This is a genomic window from uncultured Veillonella sp., assembly GCF_934230905.1.
In the GTDB taxonomy this organism is placed as follows: Bacteria; Bacillota; Negativicutes; order Veillonellales; family Veillonellaceae; genus Veillonella.
Genome location: NZ_CAKQFJ010000040.1, coordinates 1 through 14,583, shown reverse-complemented (window position 1 = coordinate 14,583; position 14,583 = coordinate 1). Strand labels below are relative to the sequence as shown.

General features: G+C 40.3%; 16 protein-coding genes and 1 pseudogene. 5 read left to right on the top strand and 12 right to left on the bottom strand.

All coding sequences use genetic code 11. The annotated features are described in order from the left end of the window. Positions 1–174: 174 nt before the first annotated feature. Positions 175–804: a hypothetical protein gene (locus tag Q0E20_RS08860; protein ID WP_295999161.1), complete on the bottom strand. Its 630-nt coding sequence runs from the start codon at positions 802–804 to the stop codon at positions 175–177. Between the two features lie 182 nt (positions 805–986). Here Q0E20_RS08860 and Q0E20_RS08855 point away from each other — a divergent pair, with 182 nt between their 5' ends. The 3 genes and pseudogenes from Q0E20_RS08855 (at position 987) to Q0E20_RS08845 (ending at position 1,935) form a co-directional block, all read left to right on the top strand. After that, positions 987–1,259, top strand: coding sequence for a type II toxin-antitoxin system RelB/DinJ family antitoxin (locus tag Q0E20_RS08855; RefSeq protein ID WP_295999158.1), 273 nt, complete (start codon positions 987–989; stop codon positions 1,257–1,259). Beyond that, a pseudogene (locus Q0E20_RS08850) lies at positions 1,259–1,360 on the top strand (type II toxin-antitoxin system mRNA interferase toxin, RelE/StbE family); the annotation flags it as partial. The gene Q0E20_RS08855 and the pseudogene Q0E20_RS08850, both read left to right, overlap by 1 nt. Before the next feature lie 227 nt (positions 1,361–1,587). After that, positions 1,588–1,935, top strand: coding sequence for a hypothetical protein (locus Q0E20_RS08845; protein WP_295999155.1), 348 nt, complete (start codon positions 1,588–1,590; stop codon positions 1,933–1,935). 151 nt (positions 1,936–2,086) lie between these two features. On the opposite strand, the gene Q0E20_RS08840 is transcribed toward Q0E20_RS08845, so the two are convergent. From Q0E20_RS08840 to Q0E20_RS08810, 7 genes are all read right to left on the bottom strand, one after another. Beyond that, a complete protein-coding gene (locus Q0E20_RS08840; protein WP_295999152.1) occupies positions 2,087–2,671 on the bottom strand; it encodes a hypothetical protein in 585 nt (194 codons plus the stop codon). 149 nt (positions 2,672–2,820) lie between these two features. Beyond that, entirely contained in the window at positions 2,821–3,579 is a 759-nt protein-coding gene (locus Q0E20_RS08835; protein WP_295999148.1) for an SDR family NAD(P)-dependent oxidoreductase, read from the bottom strand. A gap of 197 nt (positions 3,580–3,776) precedes the next feature. Next, positions 3,777–4,553, bottom strand: coding sequence for a Fic family protein (locus Q0E20_RS08830; RefSeq protein ID WP_295999145.1), 777 nt, complete (start codon positions 4,551–4,553; stop codon positions 3,777–3,779). A 526-nt stretch (positions 4,554–5,079) separates the two neighbouring features. Next, entirely contained in the window at positions 5,080–6,081 is a 1,002-nt protein-coding gene (locus tag Q0E20_RS08825) for an electron transfer flavoprotein subunit alpha/FixB family protein (RefSeq protein WP_295999142.1), read from the bottom strand. Beyond that, a complete protein-coding gene (locus Q0E20_RS08820) occupies positions 6,081–7,085 on the bottom strand; it encodes an electron transfer flavoprotein subunit beta/FixA family protein (RefSeq protein WP_295999139.1) in 1,005 nt (334 codons plus the stop codon). The genes Q0E20_RS08825 and Q0E20_RS08820 overlap by 1 nt, the downstream gene beginning before the upstream one ends. A gap of 4 nt (positions 7,086–7,089) precedes the next feature. Beyond that, a complete protein-coding gene (locus Q0E20_RS08815; RefSeq protein WP_295999135.1) occupies positions 7,090–7,368 on the bottom strand; it encodes a ferredoxin family protein in 279 nt (92 codons plus the stop codon). Next, positions 7,365–8,672, bottom strand: coding sequence for an FAD-dependent oxidoreductase (locus tag Q0E20_RS08810; RefSeq protein WP_295999132.1), 1,308 nt, complete (start codon positions 8,670–8,672; stop codon positions 7,365–7,367). Before Q0E20_RS08810 ends, Q0E20_RS08815 begins: the two co-directional genes overlap by 4 nt. Before the next feature lie 427 nt (positions 8,673–9,099). Here Q0E20_RS08810 and Q0E20_RS08805 point away from each other — a divergent pair, with 427 nt between their 5' ends. Continuing rightward, on the top strand, positions 9,100–9,492 hold the full coding sequence (locus tag Q0E20_RS08805; protein WP_295999127.1) for a helix-turn-helix transcriptional regulator: 393 nt from the start codon (positions 9,100–9,102) through the stop codon (positions 9,490–9,492). Positions 9,493–9,561: 69 nt separating this feature from the next. Here the strand turns inward: Q0E20_RS08805 and Q0E20_RS08800 are convergent, their stop codons facing one another. From Q0E20_RS08800 to Q0E20_RS08790, 3 genes are all read right to left on the bottom strand, one after another. Then, a complete protein-coding gene (locus tag Q0E20_RS08800; RefSeq protein WP_295999124.1) occupies positions 9,562–10,878 on the bottom strand; it encodes a pyridoxal phosphate-dependent aminotransferase in 1,317 nt (438 codons plus the stop codon). Between the two features lie 242 nt (positions 10,879–11,120). Further along, positions 11,121–12,257 (bottom strand): M48 family metallopeptidase, encoded by a 1,137-nt coding sequence (locus Q0E20_RS08795; protein WP_295999120.1) that lies wholly within the window; start codon positions 12,255–12,257, stop codon positions 11,121–11,123. Between the two features lie 85 nt (positions 12,258–12,342). Then, the gene (locus Q0E20_RS08790) at positions 12,343–12,696 is read right to left on the bottom strand and encodes a CGGC domain-containing protein (protein WP_295999118.1); all 354 of its coding nucleotides are present in this window, start codon (positions 12,694–12,696) and stop codon (positions 12,343–12,345) included. A 257-nt stretch (positions 12,697–12,953) separates the two neighbouring features. On the opposite strand from Q0E20_RS08790, the gene Q0E20_RS08785 reads away from it, so the two are divergent. Then, the gene (locus Q0E20_RS08785; RefSeq protein ID WP_295999115.1) at positions 12,954–13,229 is read left to right on the top strand and encodes a helix-turn-helix domain-containing protein; all 276 of its coding nucleotides are present in this window, start codon (positions 12,954–12,956) and stop codon (positions 13,227–13,229) included. 85 nt (positions 13,230–13,314) lie between these two features. Here Q0E20_RS08785 and Q0E20_RS08780 read toward each other — a convergent pair. Further along, on the bottom strand, positions 13,315–14,583 hold a 1,269-nt coding region (locus Q0E20_RS08780), incomplete at its 5' end, for an autotransporter outer membrane beta-barrel domain-containing protein (RefSeq protein ID WP_295999112.1).

Below are 14,583 nucleotides of genomic sequence, written 5' to 3'. Positions count from 1 at the left end.
ATAGTACAACGATAAACGCCTAACGTATAGAGGAGTGCATTCCTCTAACACGTTAGGCGCCATCATAGTTTTATCAAGTTTTAGATGAGCCTAACGCCCTAATCACGTTAATTGGCTCTCTTTATATTTATATTATAAACTAATCATATTTAAAAAGATAGTACAATAAATAACTCAATGTATCCCTACGCTCTTGATCATTTCTCTAGCCCTATCAACAGAAACTGGCTCATTAAATAAGAACACATGGCTCTGCCCCTCATGTTCCCAAGATGCTAAGTATACAGAATTATCCACCATTCGATAGGTCACTATCATACCATTCACAATATCTGTCTTCTGCGGTAAGTAATCCTTATAATCGCCTGCTATATTACCTGATAGAGTCGATATACGATACTTAATATATTTAGGCATATCATCTACACGGTCAAATCTTCCTTTTAAAAGCTCATGATAGGCATACACGACTTGTAATACATCATGATCCACAATGGACACATGTACAGGACGTAATCCCTCTAATCCACTTGGCAACTGCGGTTTAAAGTTCAAATGTTGCTTAGCCTCATATACAGTATCAAACACCTCTAGCGATTGACCTTTACGAGTGCTTTTATAATCGCTATCAGTTATAGTACAACTACCAAGTCTGTCAGGACATGGAAACTCATTTCTATCACCATAAGGCTGGTCATAAATCGAATTACCATTAAGACGAAACCGCATCAAATCATCTGCAGAGACAACATTAATAGAACCTATGAAAGCTATCATAGCTAATGCACATACAACCTTTTTCATGATACATTCCTTTATAAACAAACTACATATAGTAAGTTAATTATATCACCTAAAACCCTAATATTTATATATATAAAGATTTTTCCCCCATGAAAAGAAAAGCATTTTGCTTGCAAATTATATCTGTTTGATTGCGAATTTAAAGCATTTGCATTACAATATAACTAACAGGAGGTGATACTATGGCTAAAACAGCCTCTATCAGTTTGCGCATTGAGCCAGCTGTAAAAGCACAATTAGAAGCATTATATGCTAGCTTTGGCATATCCGTAACTGATGCGATTAATATTTTTCTCCACACATCACTAATGGAAGGTGGATTTCCATTTCAACCTAAACAACCTCGTTATAATGCAGAAACAGAAGCTGCTATTCAAGAAACGAAAGATATATTGGCAGGAAAAGTAAAAGCAAAATCATATGCTAATGTAAAAGAAATGATTGAGGGTTTATAAAATTACACATCGAACCAGATTGGCTTCTAATTTATGCAATTAAAGATGACATATTAGTATTATCTTTAACTCGCACGGGTAGCCACTCAGATTTATTTTAACGAAGTTAAAGAGGAATGTGAAAGCATTCCTCTTTTCTATTCCCCCAAAAATTTAAAGTAGTAATTATCACAAATCTATCCTATTTGATAGTATCTATCGTAAATCATTCTACTATTCAAAATTACTGTAGATGCTATAATGAACTTATAAAAACGAACAGGTGCTCATATGATAGTAAGTGCATCTTTTCAAACTCATATTTACTAGTTATATCAAGGAGATCATCATGACACATACACAATTAACACAACTCGTACAAGCTTTATTAGATGCACCACAAAGCAACCATAAAGTAAAAGAGTTCGCTCAGTCTTGGATTGATGCTGAAGGTACGCCTGAGCAAGAAGAACTTACAAAACAACTCGTATCCGTAGCAGAACAAAATATTGCACTTATCGACGAAACAATCGGCTTTGCAGGCTCTGAACGCGCTACACAACTCCTTGGCAAAGAAGGTGCAGCTAACCTATTACAACATGCTAAAGACATCAAAGCACAAGGCGCAGAATTCTGTGACTGCCCTGGTTGCGTAGCATGTAAACACATTATCGACTTGAAAGCAGAAATTGAATAATCTTATAAACTACCTATTTAGTGGCTATCAACATATTGTTGATAGCCACTTTTTTGTATAAAAAACAGCCCCTCATAAAAGGAGCTGTTTATATATATCCCTTACATTCATGCGAGTACTGCACTGTAACTCGCATGCGTTTTAAATTATATTATTGCATATGTGTTTTTTGTGCCACTGTATTCGCAACGATTGCTTTCGCCATATCACGAGAAACAGGGCGTTCAAATGCTAATGCATGGCTTTGACCATCTGTTGTCCAAGTTGCAAGGTATACCATGTAATTACCACCTTTGAAAGTAACCTTTGTACCATTTACTTTTTCAGTGGCTGTGACTCTGTAGTTATTATGATCACCACTGATATCACCTGTTGTATTCGCTACGCGATACACGATGCGTTTACCTGCTGCTTGATTGCGCGTTGCATCCTCACCAGCTTGGTAATCGTAAATCACTTGCAATATCTCTTTATTGATTGTACTTACCGATTTAATATTGTAACCTACAGGCATTACCTTCGGTATTTGAGGTGTAATATGTATATATTTAGCAGCTTCGTCAACCGTATTAAATTCACGAATCGGACTTGGCATGCCAACTAGTGGTGCTGCATGTTCCGCTACTACTGGTTTAGCAGGATCAGGTGGTACATCAAGAGTGCTTTGCGCACCAGCAACACCATAAGAACCTACACACGCACAGGCAACTGCCATTAACACAAGCTTCTTAATCATAGGTATACTCTCCATTCCTTTGCATACTACAATACATACAATGTATATAACCGTTTGCGTATGTATCGTTCAATAACTATATTTTACAAAATTACCCTCTTAAAAGTTGCTTTGCAATTATATCCTAAATGATATAAGATTACAAATCATTATTTTTTATGTACCATAAAGCCTGCCGCTTGTTGGTTCGCCATAATGGTTACATCTGAAATTTGCATACGTTTTGGTTGGTTTGTTACATACAATACAACATCCGCTACATCCTCTGGTTGAACTGCCTCAATGCCAGCATAAACGGAAGCTGCTCTTTCAGCATCTCCGTGAAAGCGAACTTCACTAAATGGCGTTTCTACAATACCTGGTTGAATGGTAGTCACCTTAATATCTGTAGCAATCGTATCCATACGAATACCATCACTCAAAGTCTTAACAGCTGCCTTAGTAGCACAATACACAGCGCCCTTTGGATATGCATAAATGCCTGCGGTAGATCCCATATTGACAATATGACCACTATTTTGGGCCATCATGAATGGTAACACCGCTTTTGTTACATAAATAAGACCAATTACATTTGTATTGATCATAGTCACCGCATCATCAACAGAACTATCTTGAAAATCATCGAGACCTTGTGCAAGGCCTGCATTATTGACTAATACATCGATACCACCGAATGCCTCAATAGCTGGTTTCACCTTTGACTCTACATCTTCACGTTTGCTCACATCGAGAACGAGCGTATCCACACGAATGCCATATTGCTGCTCAAAATCTTCCTTAATCGCAGACAAACGGTCTGCACGACGACCAGCAATCAATACATTATCTCCATCTTGAGCAAAAGCACGGGCACACTCAAGGCCGATACCAGAAGTAGCACCTGTAACGAAAATTTTGCGGTTCATATGTATTCCTCCTTTAAAAGACGGTTCTGATGGACTCCCAAAACCTCCATCGGCCGGGTCTGACTACGCCCTACGGGCTTCGCAGGGCCAAAGTCGGTTTTGGAAGCCCATCAGGACCTTACTTTAAATACGTTATCCTTATTGCCCGCAAAGATTTTCATTACGGGAAAAGGGAGAATAGTAATTCAGGACCTCAATTATAATTTATGTTTTGTGGATCCTTCTTTTAGATTTGTGTCTATAGTTTTACCAAGTTCGGATTTACTTACATCTTGGATTTCATAGCCCCAGCGTTTTAGCATGGTTTGTTGTTCTTGTTTTAGGAAATCGAAGAATTGAATGCGATGTTGCTCAGGGCTTTCATAATATCCAATTAAAGCGGTCCGATATTCTACTTCGTGCGATTTTGTAATCGTAATTGGACACAATCCATTCTGAATTAGGTTGCCATTCATCATGAGAAGAGCGGTTCGTTTATTGCCATCACCAAAGAACTGGTTACGAGCCATCTCGGCATATAATAGGAGCGATTGTTCTAACGGATTATCCTCTAGCACTTGGCACCTAGCTACTAATTCATCCCAACAGGAATTTAAATCCAACGGAGTAGGCGGTATATAACTTGTGCCACCTATAGCTACTGGTGCATTGCGAAATCCACCAAAACCTAAGCGATTCTCACTTTCAGAAACCAACTTATTATATTCGATAGCCACTAATTTATTAACCTGAAATCGTTTTAATTGCAAATCCTCTATTAAGGCCTGCCATCCACGATTGATATTATCTATCTGTCGAGTTTCACTCACACTGAGTCCCGCCACAGAAGTACCATACACAATCGTCTCAACCTGCGGATACGTCGCCGTATTTCCCTCCATCTGTGCCATGTCAAACACAAACTGAGCCCGCAACTTTTCAGCGATAAATAATGCTAAATCAAAACCTACATAACCATTACTATCAGCGGTCACAACATCACCTCCCTACATCCATTCAATAATGATATTTACATCACCATTTTACCACACTTCTATCCGTCTTATTCTAACGAATATGCTAGCACTAAAAATAGATCAATCTAGATAGCAAAGAACTGATAGGGTTCTGGAAACGACACACCTTTTTCTATCAAACGAGTATGTTGGCGCAGGATTTAATAAAAATAAAAAGATTGAGCTCATTCTTATATTGACTGTAGGGTTTAAGAAAGGCACCATTTCGAAAAACGACTTTACCCTCACTGTGGATTTCGCTATGCGAAATCTTACGTTCATGACTAAGTGATGTGTGGACCCCATACGTCGCTATGCTCCTCTGTTGCCTCACACCCTACTTATGTCCCTGCTCCGCTCAAACAATTATGTTGGGACTAAAATAGACTAATGTAGATAGCAAAGAACCGATAGGGTTCTGAAAACGACTTTGGCCCTGCCCCAGAGGGGCAGACCTGGCCGGTGGAGGCTTTCAGGTCCCTATCAGTTCTTTCACCTAAATGTTCTATTTTAAATGTGCCAACATATCGTTGAGAACTTCCATACAATCCCCAACAATCCCATAGTTCGCGTGTTGGAATATTTCCGCTTTTGGATCGTTATTAATGGCCACGATTGTATCAGCACCAGAGATGCCACTCACATGTTGGATAGCGCCAGAGATACCAAATGCCAAGTACAATTTAGGGCTTACGGTCTTGCCGGTTTGGCCCACTTGATATGGCAATTCAATCCACCCTTTTTCAACAAGTGGACGAGTCGCGCCTACGACACCGCCAATAGCATCAGCTAGTTCATAGAGTTTATCAAAGTTCTCCTTTGAACCCATACCACGACCACCAGCTACGATGATATCCGCTTCTTGGATGTTATAGCCAGTCTTACTGAAAGGAATAAAATCTAACCGTTTTGTGCGAATGTCTTCCGGCTTGAGATCAAATTGTTCAAGTTGAATACGGCCCCAACTATCCGCAATACGGTCCGGCTTTTTAAATACATTCGGCCGTACAGAGCCCATTTGTGGACGATGGTTTGGAGAGATAATTTCCGCCAATATATTACCGCCCAATGCAGGGCGAGTCCATTCTACGAGACCTTCCTCTGTATCCACCGTTAAGATAGTACAGTCTGCAACAACGCCATTTTGCATGCGACCAGACATGCGCGGTGCAAGGTCACGGCCATTGTTAGTAGCCCCAATTAAAAGGATATTCGGCTTATGGTCTTCAAAAAAATCAGTTAATACCTTTGTATAGCCATCTGTTGTGTAATACCGCAAAAGAGGACTTTCAAAAACATGAACAATATCGGCGCCATGTGCGACCAATTCCTCAGCCTCAGTTTGTACATTTTCACCAAGGAGCATTACTTGCACAAGTTGACCTAATTCCTTAGCAATGCGGCGAGCTTGACCGATAAGTTCATATGTAACTGGATGTACTACGTCATCGATGGTGTCAGCTACGACAAAAACGTCTCTGTATTCATCAAAATTAGTCGCTCCCATTATCGGTCACCTCCTTTTAAAACGCTGTCAGCCTTGGCGGCCTCTGCAGCAAATGTATTAGGATCTACCACCTTAGGTTCACTAGGTGCTACGCTTTCAACAGATGCAGCCCGTTGTACCGGATCATTTACATCAATACCTTCCTCATCTGTCGTTTCTTCAACGGGTACATCATTTGGTACCAACAGATGGGCGAACTTTTCAGGCTTAATATGATATGCCAATTCAAGTACCTTTTTCGCCCCTTCGTCGATGGATGAAAGCATTTCCACCTTGCCACGGAGCGGTGGTTGGTACACCTTATGCACACGTGTTGGCGAGCCGGTAAGGCCAATTCGACTGTCATCAATATGAGGCATATCACACAAAGTGAGATGATTAATCGTATATCGTTTTGCGTAAATAGAGCTCCAAAGGCCTGGTTGGCGCGGTTCATTAAGTTCAGCCGTCGTCGTCACAAGCAGTGGCAATGGTGCTTCAATCACTTCGTAACCATTTTCATGCTCACGTTTTACAATCGCTTTTTGTGCACCTTGATCTACGGAAAATTCACAAGCATATGTAGCCTGTGCCATGCCGAGCTCCTCAGCAATTTGAGGACCCACTTGTGCTGTATCACCATCAATAGCTTGTTTGCCACAAAAAATAATTTGAAATTGACGATTCATGGTTCGTTGAATGTGACGAATAGCGGATGCAATCGTATAGCTTGTAGCCAATGTATCGGCACCACCAAAGGCACGATCCGTTACGAGCACCGCATCATCAGCACCCAAAGCCAAACACTGACGCAATGCGTCTTCTGCTTGTGGAGGGCCCATAGTAATAACCGTAACACGACTGCCTTCATATTGGTCTTTCACAGCCAAAGCCGCTTCAAGAGCATGCATATCGTAAGGATTTACAATGCTAGGTAGGCCCGTACGGATAAGATTATTTGTTTCCGGATCTAGTTTGATTTCTGACGTATCCGGTACTTGTTTAATACAGACTAATAATTCCATGCACTCACCCCTGTCTAAACTCTACGCCCTTGGCGTTGCGAGGATACTTCCAAGTCTTAACAATCGTATTACCGCACAATACACGGCATGTACCACATTCAAGACACCCTGCAAAATCAAAGGCAAGCTTGCCGTCTTCCTGTAATGTATACAATCCTGCAGGACAGCCATTAACGAGTTTCATTGCCTCTTCGCGACTTACGCTTTCACCATCAATAATAATGTGAGGACACGTTTCGTCTACATAATATTTATTGGCGCCCAAACGCTCTTCTAATTTCATAGAGATCGCACCCCTTTCCAAGCATCACGAATTAATCTGAATAAACCTATATCCTTAACGCGACGCAATAATTTTTTCTTCAACGGTATGGCACCCTCACCACTAACGGTAAATACATCACGCATAAGATTGTTAACAAAGGCAGGATACTCATTAAAAATACGCGGGTTAGTAGCCAAGAATTTCGGCATGTTTTTATATAATTTCAAATCACGACGCAACCAAGACGCCTTGATTTGTTTTTCGTATAATTTCGTAACTCGATCCATATTTTCATCGCGCAACGCCACATTAACCGCCTCGGCCGCACACATAGCGGACTCGATAGCAAGATCTATACCGCGAATCGTGTACCCTAAATTCATACACATCCGCGCCGCATCACCAACGATGATGTATCCTTTGCCTCCTAATTTCGGCATCGCTTTATAGCCACCTTCAGGCACAAGATGAGCACTGTGTTCCTTTAATTGACTATTTTTCAAGAGCGGTGCAATTCTTGGATGACTAGTGAAAGCCCCTAACATTTCATCGACAGACTTATTTGCAGAACCAATGTCATCAAGACCTACCACCATGCCCACAGAAAGGCTATCCTTGTTCGTATATATAAAGCCACCGCCAAGTAGCCCATCCGTCATATCGCCCAACGTAAGCCAGGCCATACCTTCATCACCAGATAGCATCAAGCGATTTTCGAGATCATCTTTTTTAAGAGTATATACCTCTTTCACACCGATAGCCATCGTATTAGGATCTGTAGGGCCTGTGAGTCCAGCCTCCTCTAAAAGCACAGTATTAGCGCCTTCAGCAATAATAACGAGCTTAGCATACACTTCATCATCATGACAACGGACACCTACAACGCGACGCTTCTTGCCTTCGCCTTCAGTGATGAGCTCTGTAACCTGTACATTAGAAACAAGCAAAGCCCCTTTTTTCTCCGCCTCTTCAGCGAGCCATTTATCAAATTTAGAACGCAACACAACATAGGACTCTTCATTGTCCTTTACATCTTGGTAACTATATTCAATCGTTGTCATCTCATTGCCAGCACCAATAGAAATGCGTTCCTTTGTTACCTTTCTTTCAAGAGGCGCACGATCTCTAAAATCCGGCACCAACTTCTCTAACGAATGCGTATAAATACGACCGCCCATCATATTCTTAGCACCAGGCGTCATCCCACGCTCAATGACCAGCACCTTCACACGCTGCTCTGCTAAACGCAACGCCGTTGCAGCACCGGCCGGCCCTGCCCCCACGACGATGACGTCAAATCTCTCATTTCGATCTATTGCCATATACTCAGCTCCTTTTTATGAAAGCCTAACTTACATAAGTCTATATATTATATTATATATTCATGATACGAATTGAAAATACCTTTTTAACATAGCATATGTACATGAAAATTGTATAAGAAAATAAAAAGGCCTGCGTAGCCCTTTCCTTCCCACCTAAAGTTTTAAAAAGGCTGTGGGGGCTTCTAAAAACGACTTTGGCCCTGTTCCAAAGGAACAGATCTAGCCGGTGGAGTTTTTTAGAAGTCTCCACAGCCGTCTCCAAAAATTTATAAATTTTCCTAGCTTTCACATAAAAATTAGCGTATGATTAAATTAAGGAAGACCTCTATACGGAGCAAGACGCGTATATAATACGACCGCATAATGCAAGACCACGGTCAAAGTAAGGCACTCAACATTTTGGTATTTACCTCAAGGAGGCCATATGGATCCGCAAAGAATTCTGAAAGCATTATCAAATCCACATCGGTTAGATATTATATTGTGGCTAAAGCACCCAAAGCAAGAATTTGGTGTTCAAGTACACTCTAAAATTCTCATCGACTTTCCAAACAGCGTTAGCGTTAAGAGTATTCAAAAACGCTGCGGTGTATCACAATCATCTGTATCTACATTCATGACTTTACTAGAGCATGCAGACCTTGTAGAATCACGCAAAATCGATCAATATACCTATTACAGGCGCAACGAAGAAATTATCCGCGAGTTCGGTGAATGGTATGCCAAAGAAGTATCCCTCCAATGCGACAATGCTGACAAATTATTACAAACTGTCAACATCCCCATAGAAATGCATGATGAACAAGAAGAAACTTAACACTAAAAAACACCCGTCCTAATGACGACCGTATAATCATACGGTTCGTCATAGAGACGGGTGTTTTATTTATCGTTGTGCTTCGTATGCTCTAAATAATTTAGATAACAATACAGGTGCTAATTTTAACAATTTTGGGTTTTCGCAGAAAGATACGCGAAGTTGTGTCTTGCCAGGATTATGTTCGTCATTTGCACCGCTATAGAAACCATTAAGTGGAGCCATAAGTAATGTATAATCATTACCATCCTCCATGGTTACACGACCGTGTTCAGCACACCATGCAGCAAATTCTACACCATCAAAACCTGGTTTAGCCACATTGCGTACATCAATTACAAAATAGATGGATGCCTCTGGATTAGAGATGATAAAATCTGGCTCTACCTCTTTAAATCCTTTATGTAGTTCATAAATCATCTCACGATAATAATCACGTTGTTGTTCATACCAATTATGAAGCTCAGCATAACTTTCATGAGCTAACCCACCAAAGATATATTGACCTAATGTATTCGCACTCAGATTAGCCGTATATTCAGCAACAGATTTTTCATAGCATAATGCATTATCTGTAATGATGGCACCAATGCGAAGGCCACAAGCATTCCATACCTTTGAAGCAGTTTCGAGACTGATACGACGGCCTTCGATACCTGGTACATCCTTATTCGTTAAAGTCCAAATACTGGATGTTTCCTTCCCCTTTTCATAAGCCAATTCACGATACGCTTCGTCAGAAATAATCCATAAATTATGTTTAACACACAAAGTAGCATATTCAATTAATGTTTCTTTACTGAATAACTGTCCCGTTGGATTATCGTAAGGAATAATCAAGAGAGCCCCTGGTTTTGTTTCAATAATGCGCTTTTCTACGGTTTCAATGGATGGCAATTCAAATTCACCATTTTCATTGAGACGTCGTTCTACAGTTACTGTTTTACGACCAATGCGATGACCTACCGCATCATAGTTCGTATAAGAAGGATTAAACATCAACAGAGGACGTTCCTCTTCCCCAGCACCGCCACAAACGCCAAGCATGATGATTTCCATCGCCATAGATGCCCCATCTGTTACTAGCACATTTAGACCGGTTGTATCAAAACCTTGACTGCGTAAAATATGCAAAAAGGCTTCACGACATTCATCGGTACCCGTTGTTGGTACATACGGTACAATGCCCGTACTGAAAGGGCTATTCGGTCCACCTAAGGTAAATAGTCGACGCTGCATGGCGGGATGCATAGGACGCATAACATTACCAATCGAACCATTCACTAAAATAGGTGGGTTCTCTCGTTCTAAAAATTTAATTTGTCCCATGCGGATCCCCGACGGCTTGCGGGCCATCATGTACGGGGATAAAACCGGTAGTTCCATACAGAATCCAACTCCTCTAGATAAAAGCCTCATCAAAAATAAGGCTGTAATACGCTTATATTGATATACATAGATACATTCTATTATAGTGCTTTTAAAAGAGAAAATCTATAGTTTTATCACAGTCACTACTATCCCTATAAGCAAAACTATAAAAGCCCCTAGCAATAATGGCCTTTATACCATACACAGGTCATACTATTATCTATCATACACCACTTGTGCCATAGTATATTGTTCAATTATTTCTTATTAGATTTTTTCTTATTAGGTTTTGCTGCTTGTTTGCCTTTTGCAGGACCCGCTGCTTTCACAAAAGAATTATTCAAATTAGTAGCAACCATAAGGGCCACATCAGCATTAGGAGTTGTGACAATAGAACGACCTGCCACGGTAACAGTAGGTCCATCATAAGATGCACCACCTGGCTGAATTTGACCATTATGATATAAACGTGCTAATTTACCAGCCATAAAGTAAGCCCGTTCTTCGCCTGTATAACGACCACTATTAGCAGGGCTATAAATATTAACACCATTTACAAAAACCGCACCATTATCGACAGTCACATGATTGCCAGAATACGTATACATACGATCAATATTATCCTTTACACGGCTACTCGTTTTAGGATGATTATTAGGGCTAAATACTTGATTTAAACCTTCACGATACAAATCACCGTATTTATTACGAAGTACCGCCATAGAGGCAGCAGCACCGCCCACATTGTAAGGAGACTCGCTCAAAATTTTAAAGCCCAATTCGTCAGCTGCTTTTTCTTGGCCCATCGTAAACACTTGGTTTTCCATGTAATTACCAGCAATGTTAGATAAAATGGCCGCATTACCGCCACCACCTGCAGCGAGACTTACAGCCGTAGATAAACCAACTTGTTTCTTAAGACCATTGACAATATCCTTATGCTCGCCATGAGAAATTTCATGAGCCATAACATAAGCGAGTTCGTCATCATCTAATAAGTCCAATGCGCCTTTATTAACAGACATAACACGGCCTACCGTAGCAAAGGCGTTAAAATCATCACTAGGATTAGCGTACACCACATAAGAACGTTTAACACTAGGAGAGGCCTCCAAAGTCTTCATAATACGTTGCACCCGTGCTTGGGCTGCACTATCCTCTAAATAACCTGTTTGTTTCTTTGCTCGAGCCAAGCTTTCTGCCTGTCCTTCTTTGGAATTATCCATTTTATTGAAAGCAGTCTGCACATACGCATAAGCTACTGCACCGCCGATTAGTGTTTCTGCGGTTCCCGCTTTACCTGCCGCCTCTACAGACATAGGCATAACTGCCACTGTTGTAAGTGAAAGTCCCATCATAGCGGCTAACACCATAGATTTAAATTTCTTATTCATAACAGATTTCTTTATCCTCTCATTCGACCTAATCAAATTATAGTAAAGTTAATTTCTAAACACTATATATGCGCCCTTACACATATCAAATAGCTGATAATTCGATAGCCACTTTTCCATCTTTAGATACAGGACCACCATGAGTATAACCAACAACATCAAATCCTGCTGCTGCACATTGATGAGCTATGCTTTCATAATTATCATTTTTACCGCGCGTGCAAGTCGATAAATGAATGGTAGTAACCCCATTTTTCTTAAAAGAAGCTAGTTTCTTCTCCAGATCACCACCACTATGCGTAAAACCAACCAACTCGATATCCTCATCAGCATAGCGCTCAAAAGAATCCATTTTATTCATATATGCCTTAAGGCAACCACCACAAGAACAACGTTGCATTGTATCCTCATTCACAAGAATTGCGATTTTCTTAGACATAAAACCTCCTTAGGTAACAATAGTATATTACGCATATTATATCACACCAAATTGATAAAAATTATGAATACTGAAATTATAGAATATATATCACTAGAGTTTATACCCTTCCACTTATTACATTATTGAACTACAAAAATTAGGATAAAAGAGTTATAGTTGAACTAATATATGCTATCATAAAACACAAAAGACGCCAACCAGAGAAATCAATCATACTATAACAATTAAGAGAGAATATGAAAAGGAGATACAAAATGCCACCCGAAAATATCCAAACAATATTTGACAATAAGCTAAAAGATCCTCAATACAAAGAATCTTATTTAAAAGAAAAAACAATGTTAGCAAGTGCTGTAACCATTACAAAATCAAGAGAAGCATCAGGGCTAAGCCAACGTGAATTAGCAGAACGTTCTGGTGTCCCACAATCTATTATTGCTAGAATAGAACGCGGTTATAATATAAGTATTGATACACTTAGCAAAATTGCTTTTGCATTAAATAAGAGAGTAAAAATAAGTTTTATATAATAATAGCCCCTATCATAATTAGTATGATAGGGGCTATCGTATTTATATTGTATTATATTGTAATACTATATCAAATCTTGTGAAATTAGAATTTCCAATGTGCGGAACCACCTACTGTAGCACCACGTTTTTTACCGAACCAACCTTCAAAGTTGATACCAGCACCAAAGGAATCATTAGCAGTACCGTATGTATATCCAGTTTCTACAAGACCACTAGCACCACCAAGGGAAGGTGTCAAGGTGCTCAAACCTTTTACAGTTGCATTAGCATCACCCAAGAATTCATATTCATAAGCAAGGCCAGCATACCAAGAGCTACCATGTGCTAAGTCTCTAGTCATACGATATCCAAGGCGTGTGCGTAAACTGTTAACGCTATCGAATTTATAAGTTTCGCCTAAGCCAACGCCATTAAGAGTTGCACTAGCACCATTTTGGTGGTTATAGAATACTTTGGCATACATATTACCTTTATAATTATTGCGATAAGATTGTACCTTGCCAAATCCTACATGTGCACCATAGTATGCATTATGTGCATCATAAGAAGTATTTACTGTATGGCCAGCTCCATTAACCAAATCATTGCTACGGTAATTGTAGCTTGCACGACCACCACGGATACTACCTTCTAAATATAAACCTTTATCAAAGTTAGTTTTACCGTATGCGCCCAAACCATAGTATTTAGCATGACCATCAGCACGGATACCAGAATCAAGATGAGTACTATAAGTACCCCAACCTGCTTCTACGAATGGGCCCCAACTTGTTCTGCCATAATCTTTAACAAATCCAAGTACTGCATGAGTCCCATTAACTTTAGCATAAGAACCAGTTTCCATACGCATATGGTCATAATCTAAACCTGCCACAATATGACTTGCTTCATCAGAATTACTATTATTTGTGAAAGCTGCTTGCATAGTATCTTGACCATTATTAACAAAACCAGCAATAGCCGCACGTGTTTCCACAAAGGACTTAGTTTGTGGTAACGCAACTACACCTGTAGTACCTGGAGTTGTTGTACCTCCTGGAGTTACTATGCTACCTGGAGTTGTAGTACCACCTGGGGTTACTGTGCTACCTGTGGTTGTTGTACCACCTGGGGTTACTGTGCTACCTGTGGTTGTCGTGCCACCTGGAGTTACTGTGCTACCTGTGGTTGTTGTGCCACCTGGGGTTACTGTACTACCTGGGGTTACTGTGCTACCTGGAGTTGTTGTACCACCTGGGGTTACTGTACCACCTGGAGTTACTGCGCTACCTGGGGTTGTTGTACCACCTGGGGTTACTGTACTACCTGGGGTTGTTGTGCCACCTGGGGTTACTGTGCTACCTGGGGTTGT

Bases quoted from the DNA above. Each gene is read 5' to 3' on its own strand.
- Q0E20_RS08860 (WP_295999161.1), bottom strand. From the start codon at position 804: ATGAAAAAGGTTGTATGTGCATTAGCTATGATAGCTTTCATAGGTTCT.
- Q0E20_RS08855 (WP_295999158.1), top strand. From the start codon at position 987: ATGGCTAAAACAGCCTCTATCAGTTTGCGCATTGAGCCAGCTGTAAAA.
- Q0E20_RS08845 (WP_295999155.1), top strand. From the start codon at position 1,588: ATGACACATACACAATTAACACAACTCGTACAAGCTTTATTAGATGCA.
- Q0E20_RS08840 (WP_295999152.1), bottom strand. From the start codon at position 2,671: ATGATTAAGAAGCTTGTGTTAATGGCAGTTGCCTGTGCGTGTGTAGGT.
- Q0E20_RS08835 (WP_295999148.1), bottom strand. From the start codon at position 3,579: ATGAACCGCAAAATTTTCGTTACAGGTGCTACTTCTGGTATCGGCCTT.
- Q0E20_RS08825 (WP_295999142.1), bottom strand. From the start codon at position 6,081: ATGGGAGCGACTAATTTTGATGAATACAGAGACGTTTTTGTCGTAGCT.
- Q0E20_RS08820 (WP_295999139.1), bottom strand. From the start codon at position 7,085: ATGGAATTATTAGTCTGTATTAAACAAGTACCGGATACGTCAGAAATC.
- Q0E20_RS08815 (WP_295999135.1), bottom strand. From the start codon at position 7,368: ATGAAATTAGAAGAGCGTTTGGGCGCCAATAAATATTATGTAGACGAA.
- Q0E20_RS08810 (WP_295999132.1), bottom strand. From the start codon at position 8,672: ATGGCAATAGATCGAAATGAGAGATTTGACGTCATCGTCGTGGGGGCA.
- Q0E20_RS08805 (WP_295999127.1), top strand. From the start codon at position 9,100: ATGGATCCGCAAAGAATTCTGAAAGCATTATCAAATCCACATCGGTTA.
- Q0E20_RS08800 (WP_295999124.1), bottom strand. From the start codon at position 10,878: ATGGAACTACCGGTTTTATCCCCGTACATGATGGCCCGCAAGCCGTCG.
- Q0E20_RS08795 (WP_295999120.1), bottom strand. From the start codon at position 12,257: ATGAATAAGAAATTTAAATCTATGGTGTTAGCCGCTATGATGGGACTT.
- Q0E20_RS08790 (WP_295999118.1), bottom strand. From the start codon at position 12,696: ATGTCTAAGAAAATCGCAATTCTTGTGAATGAGGATACAATGCAACGT.
- Q0E20_RS08785 (WP_295999115.1), top strand. From the start codon at position 12,954: ATGCCACCCGAAAATATCCAAACAATATTTGACAATAAGCTAAAAGAT.